This window comes from Mesorhizobium sp. M4A.F.Ca.ET.090.04.2.1 (assembly GCF_003999085.1).
In the GTDB taxonomy this organism is placed as follows: domain Bacteria; phylum Pseudomonadota; class Alphaproteobacteria; order Rhizobiales; family Rhizobiaceae; genus Mesorhizobium.
In genome coordinates this window covers 15,422-37,514 of the sequence record NZ_RZOT01000003.1, presented here as the reverse complement: position 1 = coordinate 37,514, position 22,093 = coordinate 15,422, and the positions used below count along the sequence as shown (strand labels likewise).

The 22,093-nt window shown below is 61.5% G+C and carries 21 protein-coding genes; 9 read left to right on the top strand and 12 right to left on the bottom strand.

The window, feature by feature from the left end; translation table 11 throughout:
- Positions 1-330: 330 nt before the first annotated feature.
- The 4 genes from EN781_RS00850 to EN781_RS00835 form a co-directional block, all read right to left on the bottom strand.
- Entirely contained in the window at positions 331-1,344 is a 1,014-nt protein-coding gene (locus EN781_RS00850) for a zinc-binding alcohol dehydrogenase family protein (RefSeq protein ID WP_126056155.1), read from the bottom strand.
- Positions 1,345-1,416: 72 nt separating this feature from the next.
- Complete coding sequence (locus EN781_RS00845; protein WP_126056156.1) at positions 1,417-2,337, bottom strand: sugar ABC transporter substrate-binding protein; 921 nt, start codon at positions 2,335-2,337, stop codon at positions 1,417-1,419.
- A gap of 88 nt (positions 2,338-2,425) precedes the next feature.
- The gene (locus EN781_RS00840) at positions 2,426-3,211 is read right to left on the bottom strand and encodes an ATP-binding cassette domain-containing protein (RefSeq protein ID WP_126056157.1); all 786 of its coding nucleotides are present in this window, start codon (positions 3,209-3,211) and stop codon (positions 2,426-2,428) included.
- Positions 3,208-4,260: an ABC transporter permease gene (locus EN781_RS00835; protein WP_245455565.1), complete on the bottom strand. Its 1,053-nt coding sequence runs from the start codon at positions 4,258-4,260 to the stop codon at positions 3,208-3,210. The genes EN781_RS00840 and EN781_RS00835 overlap by 4 nt, the downstream gene beginning before the upstream one ends.
- Before the next feature lie 168 nt (positions 4,261-4,428).
- Between EN781_RS00835 and EN781_RS00830 the strand changes: the two genes are divergently transcribed.
- Positions 4,429-5,325, top strand: a complete 897-nt coding sequence (locus tag EN781_RS00830; protein WP_126056158.1) for a GntR family transcriptional regulator — start codon at positions 4,429-4,431, stop codon at positions 5,323-5,325.
- A 64-nt stretch (positions 5,326-5,389) separates the two neighbouring features.
- On the opposite strand, the gene EN781_RS00825 is transcribed toward EN781_RS00830, so the two are convergent.
- Together EN781_RS00825 and EN781_RS00820 are read right to left on the bottom strand one after the other, a co-directional pair.
- Positions 5,390-5,983: a DJ-1/PfpI family protein gene (locus EN781_RS00825; RefSeq protein ID WP_126056159.1), complete on the bottom strand. Its 594-nt coding sequence runs from the start codon at positions 5,981-5,983 to the stop codon at positions 5,390-5,392.
- A 168-nt stretch (positions 5,984-6,151) separates the two neighbouring features.
- Positions 6,152-6,841 carry a GntR family transcriptional regulator gene (locus EN781_RS00820; RefSeq protein ID WP_126056160.1) on the bottom strand — a complete coding sequence of 230 codons (690 nt, stop codon included), beginning with the start codon at positions 6,839-6,841 and terminating at the stop codon, positions 6,152-6,154.
- A gap of 141 nt (positions 6,842-6,982) precedes the next feature.
- Between EN781_RS00820 and EN781_RS00815 the strand changes: the two genes are divergently transcribed.
- From EN781_RS00815 to EN781_RS00805, 3 genes are read left to right on the top strand one after another with little or no spacing between them, the layout of a single operon-like run.
- Entirely contained in the window at positions 6,983-8,212 is a 1,230-nt protein-coding gene (locus EN781_RS00815; RefSeq protein WP_126056161.1) for an iron-containing alcohol dehydrogenase, read from the top strand.
- Positions 8,213-8,270: 58 nt separating this feature from the next.
- Positions 8,271-9,719 (top strand): NAD-dependent succinate-semialdehyde dehydrogenase, encoded by a 1,449-nt coding sequence (locus tag EN781_RS00810; RefSeq protein ID WP_245455718.1) that lies wholly within the window; start codon positions 8,271-8,273, stop codon positions 9,717-9,719.
- On the top strand, positions 9,716-10,549 hold the full coding sequence (locus EN781_RS00805) for an alpha/beta hydrolase (protein ID WP_126056163.1): 834 nt from the start codon (positions 9,716-9,718) through the stop codon (positions 10,547-10,549). The genes EN781_RS00810 and EN781_RS00805 overlap by 4 nt, the downstream gene beginning before the upstream one ends.
- Here the strand turns inward: EN781_RS00805 and EN781_RS00800 are convergent.
- A complete protein-coding gene (locus EN781_RS00800; RefSeq protein WP_127282711.1) occupies positions 10,546-11,247 on the bottom strand; it encodes a GntR family transcriptional regulator in 702 nt (233 codons plus the stop codon). The two genes, EN781_RS00805 and EN781_RS00800, sit on opposite strands and share 4 nt — an antisense overlap.
- A 317-nt stretch (positions 11,248-11,564) precedes the next feature.
- Between EN781_RS00800 and EN781_RS00795 the strand changes: the two genes are divergently transcribed.
- The 5 genes from EN781_RS00795 to ugpC all read left to right on the top strand — a co-directional run bounded on the left by EN781_RS00795 (position 11,565) and on the right by ugpC (position 16,921).
- Complete coding sequence (locus tag EN781_RS00795; protein ID WP_126056164.1) at positions 11,565-12,743, top strand: mandelate racemase/muconate lactonizing enzyme family protein; 1,179 nt, start codon at positions 11,565-11,567, stop codon at positions 12,741-12,743.
- Positions 12,744-12,762: 19 nt separating this feature from the next.
- Positions 12,763-14,025 carry an extracellular solute-binding protein gene (locus EN781_RS00790; RefSeq protein ID WP_245455566.1) on the top strand — a complete coding sequence of 421 codons (1,263 nt, stop codon included), beginning with the start codon at positions 12,763-12,765 and terminating at the stop codon, positions 14,023-14,025.
- A 66-nt stretch (positions 14,026-14,091) separates the two neighbouring features.
- Complete coding sequence (locus EN781_RS00785; protein WP_126056165.1) at positions 14,092-15,018, top strand: sugar ABC transporter permease; 927 nt, start codon at positions 14,092-14,094, stop codon at positions 15,016-15,018.
- 10 nt (positions 15,019-15,028) lie between these two features.
- Entirely contained in the window at positions 15,029-15,862 is an 834-nt protein-coding gene (locus EN781_RS00780; protein ID WP_210211290.1) for a carbohydrate ABC transporter permease, read from the top strand.
- A 3-nt stretch (positions 15,863-15,865) separates the two neighbouring features.
- Positions 15,866-16,921 (top strand): sn-glycerol-3-phosphate ABC transporter ATP-binding protein UgpC, encoded by a 1,056-nt coding sequence (gene ugpC, locus EN781_RS00775; RefSeq protein WP_127399680.1) that lies wholly within the window; start codon positions 15,866-15,868, stop codon positions 16,919-16,921.
- A gap of 152 nt (positions 16,922-17,073) precedes the next feature.
- Here the strand turns inward: ugpC and EN781_RS00770 are convergent, their stop codons facing one another.
- The 5 genes from EN781_RS00770 to EN781_RS00750 form a co-directional block, all read right to left on the bottom strand.
- Positions 17,074-18,273, bottom strand: a complete 1,200-nt coding sequence (locus EN781_RS00770) for a mandelate racemase/muconate lactonizing enzyme family protein (RefSeq protein ID WP_126056167.1) — start codon at positions 18,271-18,273, stop codon at positions 17,074-17,076.
- 9 nt (positions 18,274-18,282) lie between these two features.
- The gene (locus EN781_RS00765; protein ID WP_126056168.1) at positions 18,283-18,609 is read right to left on the bottom strand and encodes an NIPSNAP family protein; all 327 of its coding nucleotides are present in this window, start codon (positions 18,607-18,609) and stop codon (positions 18,283-18,285) included.
- Positions 18,610-18,704: 95 nt separating this feature from the next.
- Complete coding sequence (locus EN781_RS00760) at positions 18,705-20,063, bottom strand: mandelate racemase/muconate lactonizing enzyme family protein (RefSeq protein WP_126056169.1); 1,359 nt, start codon at positions 20,061-20,063, stop codon at positions 18,705-18,707.
- A gap of 59 nt (positions 20,064-20,122) precedes the next feature.
- The gene (locus tag EN781_RS00755; RefSeq protein WP_126056170.1) at positions 20,123-21,289 is read right to left on the bottom strand and encodes a mandelate racemase/muconate lactonizing enzyme family protein; all 1,167 of its coding nucleotides are present in this window, start codon (positions 21,287-21,289) and stop codon (positions 20,123-20,125) included.
- 54 nt (positions 21,290-21,343) lie between these two features.
- Entirely contained in the window at positions 21,344-22,054 is a 711-nt protein-coding gene (locus tag EN781_RS00750) for a GntR family transcriptional regulator (RefSeq protein ID WP_126056171.1), read from the bottom strand.
- Between the last annotated feature and the right edge of the window lie 39 nt (positions 22,055-22,093).

The following is a 22,093-nucleotide window of genomic DNA, read 5'->3' as shown; positions in this document are numbered from 1 at the left end:
CCACGAGCTGGGCGCCGTTCTGGATTTCCATGCCGGACATTGGGAACCGAGAGGCCAGCACGCCCGGTTCGTCTGCAGTCCACTGGATGACGTCGATAAATTGCTTGGAAATGAAGTCCAGAATGCCCATGCCCGTTCACCCCATTTCAACGGATCTAAACCACGAGACAGCCATCCGATTTAGCACGGCTGGCAAACCAGGAAGACTAACCCACCTCGAAACGTGACGACAACTAGCCCTTTAGTAACCGGTCGCCAGTGTCGAACACAACCACTTTGTGAGATAGGTTCGGCCCGCGTTTGTTCAGTTGAGCTGCTGCTTTGGAGGCCCTAGAAGGCGATCACGGCCTTGATAAGCCCCGATTTCTGATTTGCCCAGTGAGAAATATCGCGCGGGCTGTTTTGAACGGTGGTGTGGTGCGTTGTGAGCTTGTCCACGGGTATGGCGCCGTCGTGCATTGCCGCCATGACGTGGTCGAAGTCGACGCGAAGCGCGTTGCGGCTGCCGATCAGCATCATCTCGCGTTTGTGGAATTCGGGGTCGGAGAAGCTGATCTGGTCCTTGATCACGCTTACCATTACCAGGGCACCGCCGTGGGCCACGTAACCGAAAGCTGCCTGTATCGAAGCCTTGCTGCCGGTCGCATCGAAGACGAGGTCGAAGCAATCGCCATCGGTTCGTTCTCTCACCAGATCGACAGGTAAAACCGAAGCACCATCAATGACGGGAAACCCGAGTTGGCTTTCGGCGAAGTCGAGCCGTTCCGTGCTGGTGTCCATGAGCGTCACCGCTTGGCCGGCAATACGCGCAAACAATGCCGTACCCAGTCCGATGGGCCCGGCGCCGACGACCAGCGTATGTGCGCCGGCAGCAAGCTCGGAGCGTCTCACCGCGTGAGCGCCGATCGCCAGGAACTCGACAGCCGCCGCGTGAACGAGCGGCAGTCCTGCGACCGGGTAGAGGTTGCCGGCAGGCACCAGCAATTCCTCACACATGCCGCCGTCGCGATGAACGCCCAACACCTCGATCGATACGCAGCAATTCGGCTTGCCGTGACGGCAGGCAATGCATTTGTCGCAGGCAAAATAGGGATTTACGACGACCCGCTCACCGACCTCGATGGTGACGCCTTCGCCAACCGCAGTCACGGTGCCAGAGAGTTCATGCCCCATGACACGTGGATAGGCCAGGTAGGGATGCTTGCCCTCAAAGATGTGGTAATCGGTGCCACAGATGCCGACATGGCTGATGCTGACCAGCGCCCATCCGGCGCCAGGCGGGCCGGGCGCCGGGCGATCCTCGAAGATCAGTTCGCCGGGCTTTCGGCATACGAGCGCTTTCATGCGAATTGTCTTCCTGAAATGTTTCAAAAAGAACCCGGCGGCGGAGATCACCGCCGGGCCAAGGTGTGGAGCCTATTCGAAGTCTTTGACGTTCTGCAGCGTCACCAGTCCTGCCCCGGTATCCACATTGGCTTCGACGGTCTCCCCGCGGATCGCCTTGACGACAGTATCGATGCCAAGTTCGCCCATTTTTGCCGGAAATTGCGCAACGCTGGCATCTTCCGCGCCGGACTTGATCGCTTCGATCTCACCGCAGCAGGCGTCGAAGCCGACAAGGATGATCTTGTCGTTGGCGATCCCCGCATTGCTGATCGACTTGACGGCTCCTGGGATAGGCGGTCCGCAGGCTGCGTAGATTGCCTTGAGATCGGGATTGGCGGTCAGGATGTCCTCGGTCACCGACGTGCCAAGTTCGAGCGTGCAATTGGTTGCACCCTTGCCGACGACGTCCACCTTGACGTCGCCGAGCCCCTCCATCATGCCGGTGACCCTGTCGTCCAGCGCAGGCACTCCCGGAACGCCTTGCAGGATACCTATCTTGTCGCCGCTCTTGAGCACTGTCTTCAGATACTCTCCGGCGATCTTGCCGCCGTTGAGGTTGTTGGTCGAAACCAACGCGGTCTGGCCTTTCCAGTCCGGGATACCGTTGTCGACGAGAACCACCTTGATGCCGGCAGCGACCGCCTTGTCGAGCGTCGGCGCGACGGTCGGATCGACGGGAGTGATCGCCAGACCCTTGACCCCTTGCGTGATCATCGATTCGATCAGGGCAATCTGGCCCTCGATGTCGGTTGCCGCCTGGCCCTGGCCGGTGACCAACTCGACTTCAGGATGAGCGGCCGCGTATTTCTTGGCGGCATCCTCCATGGTCGAGTAGAACGGCACCGGGAATTTCGTAATCAGGCCGACCTTGATCTTGTCGGCCGCCGAAGCCGGCATCGCACACGCAACGCCGATCGCCAGCCCAGCGAACAGTTTTCGGTTTATTGGCATTCCATTCCTCCCTTGGAATTGAGGCGGCTTCCGACGGAAGTCGCTTCAGTCATTTGCGGACCGGAACGGTCCCCAAATCTCGAACGGATCAGGCTCCCACGATCATGGAGACCAGTTCCTGCTTGTTGTCCTTGGTCGGCATCAGCTCACCGACCTTGCGGCCCTGGCGAAGCACCACGGCGCGATCGGCAAGCTCGACGACATGCTCCATGTTGTGGGTTATCAGGATGACGGCGTTGCCCTGGTTGCGCAGGGCGGCGACCAAGTTGAGCACTTGCCGCGATTCACGCAGCCCAAGTGCGGCGGTCGGCTCGTCCAGGATCACGACCTTGCGGGCAAACACGGTCGACCGGGCCACCGCAATGGCTTGCCTTTGTCCACCCGACATCATGGCAACGACGGCGTCCAGCCTTGGCAACGTGACTTTCAAATTGGCGAGCAGAATGCGCGTTTCGGCATCCATCCGGCGCTGTTGAAGAAATCGCATGCCGCGAGGAAGCCATTGCGGCCCCGCCAGTTCGCGACCGGCAAAGAAGTTCTGTCCTGGCGTCAGATTGTCGAACAGCGCCAGATCCTGGTAGACAGTCTCGATGCCGGCGAAGCGCGCATCCGCAGGGGAGCGTATCTGCGTTGGCGCACCGTCCAGGAGGATCGCGCCGGCATCGAGTTGGTGCACTCCGCTGATGCATTTGGTCAACGTCGACTTGCCAGCGCCGTTGTCGCCAAGAAGCCCCAAGATCTCGCCGCGTCGGACCTCGATGCTGACGTCGTCCAGCGCCACAACCGAGCCGAAACGCTTGGTCGCGCCGCGTACCGCAAGCACAGGATATTCAGCGGTGGCTGCATGATCGACGCCTGCTGGAACGGCACTCACGACTGCCTCCCGGCCTGCATGACGCGCACGCGCCCTTCAAGATAGTTGCGCAACACATCGGACTCGACCGCTATGACGATGACCACCCCGATAACGATGAGTTGGAAGAAGACGTTGACGTTGAGCAGGTTGAGCGCGTTGCGGATGACGCCGATCATGATGGCGCCGATCAAGGCATGGCCAAGATGGCCGCGGCCGCCGAGAAAGCTGGCACCGCCGATGATCACCGCCGCGATCGTATCCAGTTCCAGCAGATTGCCGAACAAGGGCGAACCGGCGTCGGTGCGGCCGGCAAGGATGACCGCACCGACGCCGGCGCACAGTCCTGAGATCACATAGACCGAAACCAGGACCCAGGAGACGGGAATACCCATGCGGACTGCGGCGTCGGGCCGGCCGCCAACGGCATAGATCCAGCGCCCCCAGACCATCGTCTTGGCCATGACGAAAATCACCGCGGCAACGCCCGCGACCACAAATACCGATCCCGGCAGACCCCAGACCGCCTCGCGGCCAAGCGCATCGATGGCATCCGGCATGCCGGGAATGGCCCGCCCGTCGGCGAGTTGGAGCGCCAATCCCTTGGCGATGCTCAATGTCGCCAGCGTGATGATGAACGGATGCGGCAACCGACCGAAGACGTAGAAGAGCCCGTTGATGGCGCCGACCGCCGCACCGCAGCCAACCATGACCGCGATTACCAGGACGGCGGGAGCGCCGGCATGGAAGCTGAGCGCGCCGACGACCGAAGCCAGTGCCACGTTCGAGCCGACGGACAGATCGATCCCGCGTGTCAGGATGACAAGATGCTGGCCCATCGCCACAACAGAGATGACGGCGGTCTGGGCGAGGATGTTGCTGAGGTTGCGTCCGGTCAAGAAATAGGGCGACAAAAAACTGAGAACGACAATCAGCAGCGCCAGGATAACAACCGGGCCAGCACTCAGCAGGGCCAAGCCCAGCGCGAGTCCGGGAACAGCTTCTTGCTTCCTGGGTGCTCGCAATGCGGCCTCGCCGACAGTGGTGCCGGTGTCTCCCGTTTCAGGCAAGTTCCCCTCCCCGCCGGGGCTTTTGTAAGCCTCGTCGTCAAAAAACTTGTGCTGTATTTTAGCTTCCTCTTATCGATAAAAAACAACCAGAGTATCCCTTGGTCAAGTTGTTTTTTATGGATAAAGTTCACGCTGGAAAGAACAAGGTAATGCTCTGAGGTAGATCCTATGCGAACCGACACTGTCTACAAGAAGGCTTTCAACCGGGTCGCCAGTATGCTGCACGACGGACAATTGACCGGCGAGCTTCCTTCCGAAAATGAGCTTAGACGGCGAATGGGAGTCAGCCGCACGACTGTCCGAAAGGTCCTGAGAGAACTTGCCCGCCGCGACCTTATCGCCGAGCGCGGCGGCGTCAGGACGGCAGGCCGAGCGGTCGAGGATAACGATTACTATCCCGACGCCGAAACCACATCACGCGCCAAGCACGTCGAGCAGCAATTCATGGAGTGGATGCTGCGCGGTGACACCAGACCCGGCACCAGCATCAACGAGCTCGAGCTTGCGCGGCAGTTCGGTGTCGCAACCAACGGAATTCGCGAGTTCCTGATCCGCTTTAGCCGATTTGGGCTGCTCGAAAAAAGGCCGAACACGGGTTGGCTTTTCAAGGGCTTTACGGAAGATTTCGCACTTGAGCTGTTCGAGATCCGCGTAATGTTCGAGCTGCGCTCGGCGCATCTGTTTTCACAGCAGGCCGACACTTCTCCCCTGTGGGAGAAGCTGGCCGTGCTCAAGATTGCGCATACCGAACTGCTGAAGCGGATTGAAAGCCGCTTCCACGACTTTTCAGGCCTCGATAACCGGTTTCACCGGCTCATAAACGAGGCTTCGCCGAACCGCTTCATCGACGATTTCTACGATATCATCAGCTTCATTTTTCACTACCACTATCAGTGGAACAAACATGACGAGAAGCAGCGCAACCAGGCGGCGATCCTGGAGCATCTTGCCTATATCGATGCGCTCGAAAGCCGCGATCCCGAGCGCATTGAGCGAGCCTGCCGAGCACATCTGGGCTCGGCAAGAGAAACGCTGATGCGTTCGCTGATCGTATTTGACGAATGATGGAATCGAGCCACCTTTGAAGGGGGCCGACGCATCCATTGCGGGATGCGTCGGGACCAAACGCTTACGCGTGGCGGATTTCCGTTCCCAGCACCTTCAGGCATTCACGGATGAACGCCGCAAGCGCCGTCCAACCTTTCGCCGAAACCATCGTCCCATCCACATAGGCATCGGTGGGCGACAGGTCGATGTACGTGCCGCCTGCCAGCGTCACCTCCGGTTCGCAAGCCGCGAGCGCGCCGACCTTCTTGCCGCGGACGACGCCGTCCACCGCTATCAGGATCTGGACGCCGTGGCAGATCGTAAATATCGGTTTGTTCGCCTCGTGGAAGTGGCGCACCATCGCCTGCACGCGCTTGTCGGTGCGGATATATTCCGGTCCGCGCCCGCCGGCGCAGTAGACGGCGTCGTATTGGCTCAGTTGCTTCTCGGCGTCGGAAAAGGTCTTGTTGATCAGCGCATTGTGACCGGGCTTTTCGGTATAGGTCTGATCGCCTTCAAAATCGTGCAGCGATGTCTTGATCAGGTCGCCGGCTTTCTTGTCGGGGCAGACGACATGAACAGTATGGCCGACGGCCTCCATCGCCTGCTGGTAGACGAAGATTTCATATTCCTCGGTGAATTCGCCCGTCAGCATCAGTATCTTTTTTCCTGGCATGGTCTTCCTCTCGGTTTGTGGGAAGGCGAGGTGCATTTGGCGCCTCGCCAGACAGGGATCGAAATCGGAGCAGAGCGGTTAAGTCGGGGAATAGTTTTCCTTGGCGTTGGCTGGGCGATCGGCGGCCCGTCGAGCTTGACGGTCCCCGGGCAAGCGAGATCGCGATGGCTACTCGAACGCAGGCAGGAGCCGGTCCCGCGAATTCTCGATGTGCACGCGCATGGCTTTTTCGGCGGCGTCCGGATCGCCCGCGGAGAAGGCGGCGAGGATGGCCTCATGCTCGTCGAGTGCCTCTTCGGTCACGCGTGAGTGATACATCAAGCGGAAGATGTGGAAGTGGGTATGCTGGTGATTGAGCGTCTCGCGAATGAGCTCGTTCTGGGCGAACTCGACGATCTTGTCGTGGAAGATCGCATCCTGACGGGCGAAGTTCGAATAACGCAGGCGTTCGTCTTTCCCCTCTCGCCGGGCCATGACGCCAGCCGCTTCCTGCAGCACGGTCAGGCGCTCGTCGTCCAGTCTTGCAGTGGCTTTGGCCGCGGCAGCTGGCTCAAGCAGAAGGCGCAGCTCGTAAAGCTCGTCAAAGCGGCGGCGGGTGATTTGCGGGGCGGCCCGATAGCCGATCAGGTGGGTCTTCAACACCAGGCCCTCACCCTCCAACCTGCCAAGCGCTTCGCGAATGGGGGTATGCGAGACGTTGAATTCCTTCACGAGATTGTCGACGGTGATGCGCGATCCCGGAGCAATCCTGAGCGACATCAGCTGCGCGAAGATTGCCTCGTAAACGTCGCCGGCCAGGCTGTTGGCGCGCTGGATACGGGCTGTCGAAGGAGCTTCCGTCAGGTCCGCGTTCTGCATTGTTTACCCTCTTGACAGGAGCACTCACTAGCACGATGGTTCGGTCAATTCAATCCTATATCCTATACGATTTAAGAGAGGATATTTTGGGAAATGACCCGGACGTCGAGGCCCGGCCTCTGGAACTGAAGGATGCCGTCCATGACCTTGTTCGCAGCCGCGCGCCTGCCGCGCGAGATCCTGTTCGGCAAAGGCCAGCGTCATGTGCTGCCTGCCGTTGCCGCCAAATTTGGGCGGCGCGCGTTCGTCTGCACCGACGAGCGTTTCGCGGCGACTTCGCAGCTCGCCGAAATTCTTGCGGGCTTGCACAATGCGGCGATAGAGACGCTGGTCTACGACCGAACGCTGCCGGATGTGCCCCGCGACAGCGTCGCCGCCTGCATTGCGCAGGCGAAGGATTTCAAGCCGGACATGGTGATCGGGATCGGCGGGGGCAGCTGCCTCGACATGGCCAAATGCGCAGCACTTCTGCTCAGCCATGGTGGCAGGCCCCAGGATTACTATGGCGAGTTCAACGTACCAGGCCCTACCCTTCCCGTGATCGCAGTGCCGACGACGGCCGGGACAGGCTCCGAGGTGACCCCCGTCGCCGTGATTTCCGATCCCGATCGCACCCTGAAAGTGGGTATCTCGAGTCCTCACCTCATCGCCGCGGTGGCGCTTTGCGATCCGGATCTGACGGCGACGTGCCCCCCGTCCCTGACGGCGATCGCCGGTGCCGACGCGTTGACGCACGCAATCGAGGCCTTCACCGCAGCCAGACGCGGTGATGATCCCCGCTTGCCGCAGCAGCATGTCTTTGTCGGCAAGAGCGCCCTGACCGATCATTTCGCGCTTCTGGCTATCAGGCTGCTCGGTAGCAGTCTCGAAAAGGCATATCGCGACGGATCGGACGGGAATGCGCGCGCCGACGTTATGATGGGAGCGCTGGCCGCCGGTTGCGCCTTCGGCACCGCCGGAACGGCCGCCGCTCACGCGGTGCAGTATCCGGTCGGCGCAGTTACACATACCGCGCATGGTCTGGGCGTCGCCACCATGCTGCCATATGTGATGAGCTACAACCTTCCCGCCGCGGCCGCAGAGATTGCCGAAGTTGGCGCCGCTCTCGGCCTTTCCCGTCAGAGCGGCGACGGCGCCGATGCATCGGCGCACGCCACCATCCGCGAGGTGAGCCGGCTGTTTGCCGCCATCGGCATCCCACCGAACTTGGCCAATCTTGGCCTTCCCGAAGACAGGATCGACTGGACGGCCGAGCAGGCGCTCGGCATCGACCGGTTGATCAAGAACAATCCGCGTCCGTTCGACCTCGCCGCGATGCGACGGCTGGTCAGGGCTGCTTATGATGGCGACATGTCCGCCACCATGATGTGATCGACCAGGAGCTCACCCCATGAATATCGCCGCAGGCATATCCGACGAGGATCAAGATATGTTCGATTACGCCACGGTCTCGCACGGTCTCTACATTGGCGGACGCTGGCAGCCCTCGTCGGAGGGCCGCGTGATCGAAGTGGTCGATCCGTCAACCGAAGCCGTGATCGCGGCGGTTCCCGATGCCACGCTTGCCGACGCCGCCGCAGCCGTCGACGCGGCCTCGAAGGCAGCGGCCGGCTGGCGCGAGACCTCGCCACGCAGGCGTTCGGAAATCCTGCGGCGCTGCTTCGAACTGATGACCGAACGGGCGGAGATATTGGCTGCGCTGATCTCGCTGGAGAACGGCAAGGCGCTGCGTGACGCGCGCAGTGAGGTCGCCTACGCCGCCGAGTTCTTTCGCTGGAACGCCGAGGAGGCGGTCCGCATCAGCGGTGAGTTCGGCCTTGCGCCCTCGGGCGCCAACCGGATCATTGTCGACTACCAGCCCATCGGCATTTGCGTGCTCATCACGCCATGGAATTTTCCGGCAGCCATGGCGACGCGCAAGATCGCGCCGGCGCTCGCGGCCGGCTGTACTGTGATCCTGAAGCCAGCCAGCGAGACGCCACTGACGGCCTATGCGCTTGCAGCGCTCTACGAGGAAGCCGGCGTGCCGCCCGGCGTCGTAAACGTGCTCACGACCTCGACGCCGGGGCCGGTGACGGCTGCCATGCTGGCCGATCCACGCGTGCGAAAACTGTCATTCACCGGCTCGACCGGTATCGGCCGGGTGCTCCTGGCCGAAGCCGCCAAGCACGTCATCTCCTGTTCGATGGAACTTGGCGGCAATGCACCGTTCATTGTCTTCGACGACGCCGACCTGGAAGCAGCGCTCGACGGTGCGATGGTTGCCAAGATGCGCAATGCCGGCGAGGCCTGCACCGCCGCCAATCGGCTTTACGTGCAGGCCGGCATTCATGATGCCTTCGCCGATGGGCTGTGCAAACGCATGGCTGCCCTCAATGTAGGTCCTGGCACACACCCGGAAACCGAGTGCGGCCCGATGATCACCAGCAAGGCCGTGGACAAGATCGATCGTCTCGTCCAGGACGCGGTCGCCCGTGGCGCCAAGGTTCTGTGCGGCGGAGCGATTGCCGAAGGCAAGGGCTACTTCTACCCGCCAACGGTGCTTCGCGACGTTTCCACTGACGCCGCCATGATCCATGAGGAAATATTCGGCCCCGTGGCTCCGATCATGCGCTTCGACAGCGAGGCGGACGCCATCGCGAGGGCCAACGATACCGAATACGGTCTCGCTGCCTATATCTACACGCGCGACCTGGCCAGGGGGATGCGCGTGGCATCGAAGATCGAGGCGGGCATGATCGCCCTGAACCGCGGCCTGATGTCGGATCCGGCGGCGCCCTTTGGCGGCGTCAAGCAGAGCGGACTGGGCCGCGAAGGTGGTCAAAAGCACGGCGTTGCCGAGTTCATGGAGGCGAAGTACATCGCCGTAACCCTGTGAGCGGACACGCCAAAGATCCGTTTCGCATTCGCGATCATGTGGTCGAGTTCGACGACATCGTCGCCGAGATCGTGCGCAGAAGCGAAGATAGCAGGGCGAACGTGCCAATGGTCGGCGACGTCGCCTACGGAGATGACGCCACCGAGACCATCGATCTGTTCTTTCCCGAGGGCAAACGGGACCGCCTGCCGGTGCATATGTTCATTCACGGCGGCTATTGGCGCATGTTCTCCAAGCGTGATTATTCTTATGTCGCCGAGACCGTCACGAACGCCGGTGCGATCGCAGTCATCGTCGACTATGCGCTGATGCCAGCAGTCAGGATGGCAAAAATCGTTGACCAGACGCGCCGCGCCAAGCGATGGGTGCTTGACCATATCGCGGACCATGGCGGCGATCCCGATCTGCTGACCGTTAGCGGTCATTCCGCCGGCGCGCAGCTGGCAACGATGCTTTTCGACGGCGACGACCGGCCGTCCGGCATCAAAGCTGCGCTGCTGCTCGGCGGCCTTTACGACCTGAAGCCGTTGCAAATGTCATTCCTTGCCGCCGAGATCGCGATCACCGACGAAGAAGCCCGCCGGTTCTCGCCGATCAACCACAGCTTCGATCCATCCGTGGCCGTAGAGATCTCGGTCGGCGCCGATGAGACGCCGCCCTTCCACAGCCAGGCCGCGATGTTCATGAGCCACCTGGAAAACCAAGGGCTGGCTGTCTCGCGCACGACCCTTGCGGCGGCCAATCACATGAGCAGCGTCCGCGACCTTGGCGTGGCGGGCACCGAAGCCGCGTCACTGTTGGCCCGCTTCGTGGGATCTCAGTCAGCCTAGTAGCCGTAGTAGAGGCCCAGACCGCGCTGCAGGGCCGAGGCCAGATGCGCCTGCATGGCCGCCGCAGCCGCCTCCGGGTCGCGTGCCTTGCATGCCAGGATGACCTGCATGTGCTCGCGCAGGGATTGCAGCACGAGAGGCACGGTGACCTTTCTGTCCAGCCGGATCAGCCGGACGTAGTTGTGAAGCCGCTTGTAGGAACTGTCGATCAATGGATTGTTCAGGCTGGCAATGATGGAGTGATGCAGCAAGGTCTCGAGTTGCTCGAGGTCGGCCCTGACCAGGTCGGTGAGCCCACCGCGCTCGATCTCCTCGATGACCGCCAAATGACGTCTTTCCAGTTCCGCCAGGTCCGCCTCGTCCGCGGTTTGCGCGTAAACCCCTGTCGCTGCACGCTCCAGAATGCTGCGAAACTGGTAGGTCGACCTGGTCAGTTCGAACCCGGGCTTGACGAACTGGATGCCCGAGCGCGAATGGATGATGACGATCCCCTCTGCCTCGAGCAGCTTGAGCGCATCGCGCAGCGGCGCAACCGGGATTTGCAGCATTTCGACAAGATCGCCTTGCGACAGAAAGGCCCCCGCGGGGATCTTCCGCTCAAACAGTGTCTCAAGAATGCGCGTGTAGGCACGATCGCCAAGGCGTTGGCCGGCTGCCGCCCCGGCGGCCCCATCGGACTGATCGTCGTGCTGCGCCACTTTTGACCTCGCATCTGAAATATCTAAACATGATTCTAAAACATTACCGGCCGTGCCATCGTAAAGTATCGCATTGCCGGTTATCAATGGACCTTTGCAGGGATACGACTGACCGGGGTACTGCGCTGCGCGCAACCGGTATCCCGGGCTGCTTGCAGGTCGTCGCGCGGCCATCGAGCCAGGGCCGCTAACCGGTCGACGAAGCGTCGCCCACTGCATTTGCGTGCCTGCCTGCCGGACGGTTTTGCGCCTGGCCGCTTGCCTCTTTTCCAAAACTGAAATATCTAAAGCGCATTCTGACATATCAGAGACGCAGTATGCGCATCGCCGAGTATCGCATTACCCGCTATCAATTCGCTCGTGACCGGACCATCGGTGACAGTCAGGTCCGCATCGATGCGGCACACGTGGCCGCGCTTGAGCTCGTTGCCGAGAATGGCCTGGTCGGGCTGGGCTTTGTCCAGAGCCTGTTTCACCCCTTGCCGGACCAGGCCGAGATCGTTCGTGTTTTTGAAGAGGAGGCTTGGCCCGATCTCGCAGGGCAATCGCCTTTGGGGCTCGTGCATCGGGTCCAGCGGCCCCGCGGCGGAAACAGGCGCGCCTTCGGCTTACCTTTCGAGGAAGCCCTCCAGGTTGCGTTGTGGGATCTGAGTGCGAAGCTGGTCGGCCTGCCGTTGCACGAGCTCCTGGGGAGCCGACGCAAACGCGTGAAAGCCTACGCATCCGGTCTCGATTTCCACCTCAGCGACGATGAATTCCAAGCGTTCTTTGCCCATGCCGAGGCGCTTGGTTATCGCGCGTTCAAGATCAAGGTGGGGCATCCCGATTTCGACCGGGATTTGTCCCGGCTGGAGCTGTTGCGAAAGACGGTGCGGCCCGGCTCGTCGATCATGATTGACGCAAACGAGGCTTGGGGGGCCAAGGAGGCATCGGTAAAACTGCAGAAAATTCATAGCCTTGGCTTTGATCTGCTTTGGGTCGAGGACCCTATCCTGCGCCACGACTTCGACGGCCTTCGCAACCTCAAGGCGGCAACGCCGTGGACCATGATCAATTCAGGCGAATACCTCGATGCGGCCGGCAAGCGCCTGTTGATGCAGGCCGGCGCAACCGACATGCTGAATGTCCATGGGCAGGTGACGGACGTGATGCGGATCGGCTGGCTGGCAGCCGAACTCGGCGTTCCGGTGACGCTTGGCAATACGTTTCTCGAAATCGGCGTACACATGGCCTGTGCGCTGCCCGAAGTCGAGTGGCTCGAATACTCGTTCCAGAACTTCGATCACCTGGTCGAGCAAACAATCGAAATTCATGACGGCTGGATTCATGCGCCCGATCGAACGGGCCATGGGCTGGTCTTGTCGGAGACCGGGCGTCTGGATTGGACGCGCCCCGAAATCCTGTCGCGCGAAGACCTTGGTGAAGCGCCCGTCAACCCGCGGGTTGACGGGATCCCAAACTCGCAGCGAGCGCTGGATGAAGCGAAGGCCTGGTAGATAAAAAGGGAGGAATGACGTGCAGAAGCTGAAGATATTGACCGCTATTGCGACCATGGTGGTGGCGTCGCCGGCGCTGGCCCAGGAGATCACCGTCTGGGACGTCAACGTGGACGATGCCGCCCACGCGACATACTACGATCACGCGAAGGCCGCATTCGAGGCCGCGCACCCGGGAGCAACTCTCAACCTCCTGTCTCAACCGGACGCCGAGTACTACACGCTGCTGGGCACCGCGCTCGCTTCGAAGGCAGGCCCTGACGTCATCTGGGCCAATGGCGGCGCCCAGGCCAAGGCCCTGGTCGGCGGGCTGATCCCGCTCGACGACAAGCTGCCCGACCTGATCCCGAAGCTCGTTGGAAAGTCCGCGTTCACCGGACCTGATGGCAAGCTGTACTTCATCCCGACGACGCTGCAGGGTCACGTCGTCTACTACAACAAAGCGCTTTACAAGGCCGCAGGGCTCGATCCGGAGAAGCCGCCGACGAGTTGGGCCGAACTGACCAAGGTCTGCGACGCCTTCAAGGCGCAGGGTAAACCCGCATGCTTCATGATGGCCAACAAGGAAGGCTACAACGCCGAGTTCTTCCTTTCGGAAGCGGCGAACCAGTCGCTGACCGCGCAGCAACAGGCCGATTGGCTGGCAGGCAAGCTCCATTGGTCGGATCCGCCGATCAAGACGATCTTGCAGGCCTGGGTCGATACCGCCAAGAATGGCTGGTACCAGGAGGGCGGTAACTCGCAGACCATGTTCATGGATGAGTTCGCCCTCTTCGAGCAAGGTGTCGGAGCCAACGTGATGGGTCTGCTCTCCAACGTCGCGCATTGGAAGCAGTTCGAGACCAACATGGGCGTCGACAAGGTCGGGGTCTATCCCATGCCCTCGCCGACCGTTGCTGCCGATCAGCATGAAGGTGCCCCCGGCGTTCCGCTTGACGGCGGCGTTGGCTACGGCGTGAACAAGGACTCCGCGAACATCGATCTCGCCGTCGACGCGGTGCGAATCCTCGCTTCGCCGGAAGTCCTGTCATACCTGGTCAACGACACCGGCTCGGTGCCAGCAAACACCGAAGTCAACACATCCGGCATTGACAGCCCTGGCCTCAAGCAGATCATGGGCTGGCTTGCGACCAGGGCCGTTCCGACCACGCATGCCAATTCTTCAGCGGCCGAGCTCGATGAATGGCACCACCAGAGCCAGCTCCTGTTCAACGGTGAAACCACCGTGGACCAGGCCGCGACAGCGCTGGACAAGGTCCAGGCTGAAGCCAAGCCGCAATAGCAATCTTCTCACGCAGACAGTGGGGGCGCTGCGACGCGCCCCCGTCCCCGCATCAGTGACGTGCCCATGACCGCCAATTCGTTACACCAGACTGGCCAAGCCGCGCGGACCGGTACCCGCCCAGGCCGGAGCCGCCGGACAGAGGCGCGCGTTGCGGTGTTGTTCCTGCTTCCGGCCATCCTGCTTGTCCTGGTGTTTCGCATCTTTCCGCTGTTCTGGGGGTTTGGCATCTCCCTGACCAGCGCGACGTCGACCGACCCGGGCCAGTTCATCGGCGCCGGCAACTATCTGCGCGCACTGGACGACCCGAATTTCCGCTCCGCCATGGCCAACGCCGTCGTGGTGCTGCTATCGGTGCCGATCTTTGTGACCATCCCGATGCTGCTGGCCATCCTGATCCACCAGGGCGTGCCGGGGCGCACGTTTTTCCGCTCCGTCTATTTCTTTCCCGCCATTCTCTCGAGCGTCATCATCGGTTCTATTTTCAGCGTGGTGCTGAGCTTCAATGGCAATCTGAACGCGTTGCTGGGCATCGCGGGGATCAGCGGCGTGGACTGGCTGGGCCACTCGGCGACCGCACTTCCGGTGACGCTGGCGATCCAATGCTGGTCGACCTTCGGCATGGGTGTGCTGATCTTCCTTGCCGGGCTGTCGACCGTGTCCAAGGAAATGGTCGAAGCGGCACGTCTCGACGGCGCCAAGATGTGGCAGATCTGGTGGCATGTCATCATCCCGGAGCTTCGCCCCATCATCGAGTTCTCGACGGTGATCACGACCATCGGCCTGCTGACTTCGATGTTCGGCCTGATCTACGTGCTGACCGGCGGCGGACCTGGCACGGCGACGACGGTGCCCGAATATCTCATCTGGGCCGCACAGGGAAAGCTCAACCGGCCCGCCTACGCCGCGGCTGTCTCGATGGTGCTGTTTTTCATGACGAGCATTCTCGCATGGCTGCAGATTCGCATTTTGTCGCGCAACGCGAACATCTGAAGGAGGGGTCGTGCCAGGAGCAGGAAAACGACAGCGTCTGACCCTCAGGATCGCGGCGATCCCGATGGGGTTGCTGGCCTTGAGCTGCCTCTACCCGATCTTTTTCGCCGTCAACAACGCACTCAAGACACGTCACGATTACATGCTCGACCGCTTCGGGCTGGCCACGCAGCCCACGCTCGACAACTTCGTGCAGGCCTGGACCCGGGCGCACCTTGATGAGTATTTCCTCAATTCCGTGATTGCGACGCTCGGGGCGGTCATCCTGTTGATGGTCGTGTCTTCCATGGCCGGCTTCGCCCTCGCGTCGCTGCGCTTTCCCTATCGGCGCTTCCTGTTCGCGGTAATCCTGTCGTCGCTGATGATCCCCGTGCAGGTCGTGCTCGTGCCCTTCATGCGCACGATGCTTGCCCTCAACCTGGTCAACACGCACATCGGGCTCATCCTGTCCTACACCGCATTTTTCCTGCCTTTCTCGGTCTACATGATGACGGCGTTCTACTCCGGGCTGCCGCGCGAGCTGATCGAAGCGGCGCGGATCGACGGGGCCTCGCTGCTGCAGGTCTGGTGGCACGTGATGCTGCCCCTGGGAACGCCGGCATTGGTGACGCTGGCCATCCTCAACACGCTGAGCTGCTGGAACGACATTCTGATCTCCCTGCTGGTCATGCAGAAGCACCGCACCCTCATGGTGGGGATTTCCGCGCTCAAGGGCCAGTACTCGGACCAGATACCCCTGTTTACCGCTGGCATCGTCATCGCGGCGGCGCCGATCGTTGTTCTTTACATCCTGTTCCAGCGACGAATTGTTTCGGGCATCGCCGTGGGCGCAGTGAAAGGTTAGCCGATGGCGCGTGTCGAACTGAAACAGGTTAGCAAGAGCTTTGGATCGACGGACGTTATCCGCGATGTCTCGCTTTCGATCGAGGAGGGCGAGTTCGCCGTATTCGTTGGCCCGTCGGGCTGCGGAAAATCCACCCTGCTGCGCATGATTGCCGGGCTCGAAGAGACGAGCGGGGGCGAGATCTTCATCGGCGGCGACGACGTGACAGACGCCGAGCCTGCCGACCGCGGAGTGGCGATGGTGTTCCAGTCCTATGCGCTCTATCCGCACATGACGGTGGCGGACAACATGAGCTTCGGCCTGCGGATGGCGCACCGCCCGAAGGAGGAAATCGCCAGCAAGGTCGGGCGCGCGGCCAAGATCCTGCAGCTCGAAGAGTTTTTGCAGCGCAAGCCGGCCCAGCTCTCGGGAGGACAGCGCCAACGGGTGGCAATAGGGCGCGCGATCGTGCGCGACCCGAAGGTGTTTCTCTTCGATGAGCCGCTCAGCAACCTGGATGCCGAGCTGCGGGTGCAGATGCGCGTGGAACTCGCCAAGCTCCACCGGGTCCTTGGCAACACCATGATCTATGTGACGCACGACCAGACTGAAGCGCTGACCATGGCCGATCGGATCGTCGTGCTGCGCAGTGGGCGCATCGAGCAGATCGGCACACCGCAAAACCTCTATCAAGATCCCGACAACGCGTTCGTCGCGGGTTTCATCGGCTCTCCGCGGATGAACTTTCTGACCGCCATTGTGCAGGCGGGGGGCCGTCTCGCGTTTGGAGGCCAAGAGATGGACAGCCCGGCACAGACCCCGCTTGAGCCCGGGCGGAAACTGCAACTGGGCTTGAGGCCCGAACATCTCGACCAGGACAACGGAATCGACCTCGAGGCAAAGGTGGAATTCGTCGAAGCGATGGGCTCCACGTCCTATGTCCACGCAACGCTGGCGACCGGCGAGACCATCATCGCGGAGCGGCGGTCGTCGCAACCAAGGACCGGCGACAAGATCATCCTGCATTTTGCGCCCGCATCGTCGCGGCTCTTCGGCGAAGACGGACAACGCATCCGGTGAGCGTTCACGCGCCTCCTCGACCGCATGAGAACGAGAGCCGACCATCCGCCGCGTGGGACGTGATCAAGACCGGCGACGACTGAAGCGATAATCTTGGGTCCGCCGGCCCGGCGCCGGCACCGGTTGCTCGCTCTGGCTGGCTTGACGCCCAATCAGTCGAAGAACCCGGCGTCCTCTGCCAGCAGATACTGCTTGGCACCCTGGGCGTCGATGTCGAGCCCGAGCCCGGGAGCTTCGAGCAGATCGACCATCGAATCCTTTACCACCTGCTTGGGCAGGCCGATGACGATATCGTTCCACCACGGGTCCGAGGCGCTGGGATATTCGAATGCCACGTAGTTGGCGGGCAAGGTGGCGCAGACGTTGATCAGCGCGCCGAGGCCGAGCAGGCCGTTGGCGGTGCCGTGCGGCGCCATCAGGATTGAGTGCATGTAGGCGTGCTCGGCGACCCATTTGAGCTCGGCAATGCCGCCAATATCGGCCGGATCGGGGCCGATGACGCGCACCGCCTGGGTCTCGATCAGTTCCTTGAAATTGTGGCGCAGGTAGATCTGCTCGCCGGTATGGATCGGCGTCGAGGTGGAGGTCGTCAGCTCCCGGTAGGCCTGCGGATTGACCCAGGGCACATAGTCGCCGGTCAGCATGTCCTCGAGCCACATCAGATTGTACTTCTCGACCGCGCGGGCGAACCTGATCGCATCCGGCAACATCCAGCCCGGGCCGCAGTCGAGCGCCAGGCTGACCTTGTCGCCCAGCACTTCCTTCATCGCGATCACGCAGTCGAGCATGTGATTGAAACCGCGCTCGCTGATCATGCCCTGATCCATGGCGCCGTGATAGCCGGCCTTCTTCTGCGTCACGCCGTAATGGAAGCCCTCGATGGTGTCCTTCATATTGGAATGGAACGAGATTCCCTGCTTGATCATGAAGAAGTTCTGCGGCTGCTCCATCATCCATTTGACGTCGGCGGCGTAATCCTCCGGCCGATCGCCCGTGCGTTTGCGACGGATCGAGCCGTTGTAGACACGCACCTTGTCGCGCACCTTGCCGCCGAGCAGCTTGTAGGCCGGCACGCCTGCCGCCTTGCCGGCGATGTCCCACAAGGCATGCTCGATGGCGGAAACGGCAGCACCATAGGGCTTGAACGAGCCGCGTTGGCGGATCTTAAGCATCACTCGCTCGACGTCTGTCGGATCCTCGCCGATCAGCGCGTCGCGGAAATGCAGCACAAAGGGCTTGAGGTAGGTCTTGGTGAACTCGACCTCGCCAAGGCCATAGAGGCCCTCATCGGTCACGATGCGCACGATCGGGTGCTTGCCTATCACAGCGCAGCGCAGGTCGGTGATCTTCATGGCGCAGTCCTATTTCACAGACGAGAAAGCTGTCGGCGTGAGCAGCTGGCTGCTGATATTGGCAATGATCTGCCCGTCGCGCTCAGACTCGTCCCGGGCCCTGTGCCATGCCGGATCGGTGACGAAAGCCGCCCATTTCGCCTCACGCTCGGCCAGCGATTCCCAGGCGAGGAAATAGGTGAGGCGATTGCTGTTTTCGCCGATCGCCGTGGTGAAAAACCCGGCTTGGCGGATGCCATGCCTCTCCCAGATGGCCAGCGTCTGGTCGGAAAAGCGCTTGAGCAAAGCCGGCAGCCTGCCCGGCAGGCAGTCATAGTTACGCAGTTCGTAGATCATGGTTTCGTCCGTTTCTTTCTTCGCGTCTCCCCTGGGGAGGTCGACACGAATGGTCGGTCGTTGGCCCTGTGAGCCTGGAGGGCAAGGGGTCTGGGCTAACTCCAGGTCCGGTCCCAGCTATATTCATTGTCCCAATGCTCGGTGGATTGCCATATCCCCGTGACACCCGGTTGCAGGTGATGCGAGATGACCTCGTCGACGACGTCGTCGATCCCGAGGCCCGGCTTGTCCGGCACGGTGATGAAGCCGTCCTTGACGAGCGGCCTGGGGAGACCGGTGACGATATCGTCCCACCAGTCGACGTCGGCGGAGTGGTATTCGAGCGCCATGAAGTTTTCGGTCGCGGTGGCGACATGCGCCGCGGCCATCGCGGCGATCGGGCTTTCTGCCATATGGATGGCCATGGCGACGCCGTGGTTCTGCGCAATATCGCCGATCTTCTTGGTCTCGAGAATGCCGCCACTGGTGAGCAGGTCCGGGTGGATAACGGAGAGGCCGCCGCTCTTGAGCAGAGGCTCGAAGGCCTCCTTGAGGTAGATGTCCTCACCGGTGCAGATCGGCACCGTGGTGGCTTGCTGCAGTTGCCGGTATTGCTCGGTGTACTGCCAGGGGATCACGTCCTCGAGCCAGGCAGGTACGTATTTCTCGATGCGGCGCGACAGGCGTATGCCGTCCTGCAGCGAGATGTGGCCGACATGATCGATGGCTAAAGGGATCTCGTAGCCGATGACCTCGCGAACCTCGTGGATATATTGTTCGAGCAGATCGATCCCCTTGTCGGTGAAATGCAGGCCCGTGAACGGGTGCTGCACGTTCTGCGCATCGTAGGCTAGGTTGCGGGCCTTACGCTCCTCGGGTGTGCCGCCACGGCCGCGCGGATTGGCGTGAAACCCGTCGAGAGCGCCGGCGGGCGCGACGACGGCGCCCGGAACGTGGGCGATCTGCATCAAACCCAGGTCCATCTTCAAGAATGTGAACCCGCGGTCCATGCGCTCCTTGAGGCGCTTGCCGGTTTCGGTCCCGCTCGGTTTCTCGGCGTCGGTATCGCAATAGACGCGCACGTGATCGCGAAACTTGCCGCCCAGCATCTGATAGATCGGGACGCCATAGGCCTTGCCTGCGAGATCCCACAGCGCGATCTCGACTGCGGAGACGCCGCCGCCTTGGCGGCCGTGCCCGCCAAACTGCTTGATGCGGCGGAACAGGCGATCGATGTCGCAAGGGTTCTCGCCCAGCAGCCGGCTCTTCAGCATCAGCGCGTAGGTGGCGCTGGCGCCGTCACGCACCTCGCCAAGTCCGACGATGCCCTGGTTGGTGTAAATCTTGAGCAGGGCCGAGGTGAACGGCGCGCCGACGATTTCGGCAACCCGCATGTCGGTGATGCGGAGCTCGGACGGCCTGGAATTCGTGTTCACCCGATCGAGCGCCCCGTCGGCTCCACCCGTCTCTGGCATGACTTATCCTCGTTCTGGTCGATGGGGCTTATGACCCGCACATGGGCCGGCGGGCACGGCTAACTCAGCTCGATCTCGTGAGCCTGCAGGTAGTCGCGGTTCATCTCGACGCCGAGACCGGGTCTCGACGTCAGCTTGAGGCTGCCGTTCGAAACGTCGAGTGGTCTGTCGATCAGGTGATCGTATTTTCCCAGGTTCCACTCCGACGTTTCGAGTTTGTAGAAGTTGGGAACGGTCATCATCACCTGTGCTCCCGCAACCACGTTTATCGGTCCCGCGGCATCATGGGGCGAGACCGGGATGTAGTAGGCCTCGCACAGCGCGGAGATCTTCTTGAGCTCGGTGATGCCGCCGGTCCAGGTCACGTCGGGCATGATGTAGTCAGCGAGCCTGTTCTCGAGCACCGGCACGAAATCCCATTTCGTGTGACCGCGCTCGCCCCACGAGATGGCAGCGCTGACCTTCTCGCGCACCTGCTTGAGCGCGTTGAGGCTTTCGGGCGGACAAGGTTCCTCGAACCAGTCGATCTGGCCAGCCTCCTCGAGGCTGCGACAGAGGCGAATGGCGGTGGGAACGTCGAAGCGGCCATGCGCATCGATGAGGATGTCGACATCGGGGCCTGCCGTTTCGCGGATGAGAGCTGTGAGTTCGGCCGCCTCTCGCTCGTCCTTGCGAGTCATACTGCCGTCGAGGTAGCCGTCCCGCTGCTCGCGCGACAGTCCATCGGTGGTGCGGCCCTGGTGCGGGAACGGATCGAACTTCAGCCCAGTGTGGCCGGACTCGACGATGTCTCGAATTTCACGAACCACAGCCTCCTTGCTGGTGAACTTGGCCTGGTTGGGATGGGTATAGAGGGCGATTTCGTCGCGCAGCGGTCCGCCCAGCAACTCGTAGATCGGCTTGTCGAGGACTTTGCCGCGGATGTCCCAGAGGGCTATGTCGATGGCGCTCACGCATTCGACGGCAGCGCCGCGGCTGCCCATATATGTGAAGCTCCGGAAAATCTTATGCCACAGATGCTCGATACGCGCTGGATCCTCGCCTGTCACGGCGGCACCGATCTGTCGCAAGATCGTGCATAGCGCGCGGTTGGCCAGCTTTGTCGTGGTGGTGATCTCTCCCCAGCCACTCACTCCCTCGTTGGTCGACACTTCGACGAACAGGTACTCCCCCCAATAAGAAGCATCGGACTTGATTAGCCACGGCCGAATGCTCGTGATTTTCATCTCAATTGCCTCTATCTGAAGTGATCGGGATAGCGATGTTCCAGACCGGATATTCTACCCTGCCCGCGCGGCGTTGCGTGCGCGCATGTGTTCGAGGACATGCCGCCCGGAGCCCTCGACATGGCGTGCAATGAGTTCGGCTGCCTCGTCCGCATTTCCCGCTTTGACATGCGCGATGAGCTCTCGGTGCTCGCGAATGATCGCGGCGCGCCGGGCGAGCGTGAAATTGAAGCGCCGGCTCACCGCCCGTAGCACTTCCCGATGCTTCCACCAAAGCTCGGCGGCATGGCGATTATAGTGCCTCTGGTACATCACGGTATGGAAGGCGGTATCCAGTTCGCTGTGCCTGAGCGTGTCGGCAAAGTTATTCTCTTCGATCAGGCCCTGGATGCGTTCGAGCTCAGCAATGTCCTCGACGGTAGCCATATTCACGAACCATCGCGTCAGAGCCGGCTCGATCAGGACTCCGATCTCGTAGATATCCCGGACAAAATCCTGATCTATAGGTCGAACGCGCGCCCCGCGGTTGGGAACGAAGGTGACAAAGCCTTCGCCGCGCAACAGTTGCAGGGCTTCGCGCACAGGGTTGGTCGAGGTGCCGTGACGCCGGGCGAGATCGGTTACCACAAGCCGCTCGTTGGCGGCGAGCCGCCCTTCGATGATGTCTTCCCTGATCAGTTGATAAAGCGAGGCGCCCTCGCTTGAGGCCCCGAGAGGGTCAATCCCCTCGGGTGGCTCTGCTTTAAAATCGCGTGTTTCGGCCAAGACCGGCTCCCCTCGATCAATACACGTTTTGTTCGATAT

What these genes read in the sequence shown, in the direction of transcription:
- EN781_RS00850 (WP_126056155.1), bottom strand. Translation starts at nt 1,344, where the DNA reads ATGAAAGCGCTCGTATGCCGAAAGCCCGGCGAACTGATCTTCGAGGAT.
- EN781_RS00845 (WP_126056156.1), bottom strand. Translation starts at nt 2,337, where the DNA reads ATGCCAATAAACCGAAAACTGTTCGCTGGGCTGGCGATCGGCGTTGCG.
- EN781_RS00830 (WP_126056158.1), top strand. Translation starts at nt 4,429, where the DNA reads ATGCGAACCGACACTGTCTACAAGAAGGCTTTCAACCGGGTCGCCAGT.
- EN781_RS00825 (WP_126056159.1), bottom strand. Translation starts at nt 5,983, where the DNA reads ATGCCAGGAAAAAAGATACTGATGCTGACGGGCGAATTCACCGAGGAA.
- EN781_RS00820 (WP_126056160.1), bottom strand. Translation starts at nt 6,841, where the DNA reads ATGCAGAACGCGGACCTGACGGAAGCTCCTTCGACAGCCCGTATCCAG.
- EN781_RS00815 (WP_126056161.1), top strand. Translation starts at nt 6,983, where the DNA reads ATGACCTTGTTCGCAGCCGCGCGCCTGCCGCGCGAGATCCTGTTCGGC.
- EN781_RS00810 (WP_245455718.1), top strand. Translation starts at nt 8,271, where the DNA reads ATGTTCGATTACGCCACGGTCTCGCACGGTCTCTACATTGGCGGACGC.
- EN781_RS00795 (WP_126056164.1), top strand. Translation starts at nt 11,565, where the DNA reads ATGCGCATCGCCGAGTATCGCATTACCCGCTATCAATTCGCTCGTGAC.
- EN781_RS00785 (WP_126056165.1), top strand. Translation starts at nt 14,092, where the DNA reads ATGACCGCCAATTCGTTACACCAGACTGGCCAAGCCGCGCGGACCGGT.
- ugpC (WP_127399680.1), top strand. Translation starts at nt 15,866, where the DNA reads ATGGCGCGTGTCGAACTGAAACAGGTTAGCAAGAGCTTTGGATCGACG.
- EN781_RS00770 (WP_126056167.1), bottom strand. Translation starts at nt 18,273, where the DNA reads ATGAAGATCACCGACCTGCGCTGCGCTGTGATAGGCAAGCACCCGATC.
- EN781_RS00765 (WP_126056168.1), bottom strand. Translation starts at nt 18,609, where the DNA reads ATGATCTACGAACTGCGTAACTATGACTGCCTGCCGGGCAGGCTGCCG.
- EN781_RS00760 (WP_126056169.1), bottom strand. Translation starts at nt 20,063, where the DNA reads ATGCCAGAGACGGGTGGAGCCGACGGGGCGCTCGATCGGGTGAACACG.
- EN781_RS00755 (WP_126056170.1), bottom strand. Translation starts at nt 21,289, where the DNA reads ATGAAAATCACGAGCATTCGGCCGTGGCTAATCAAGTCCGATGCTTCT.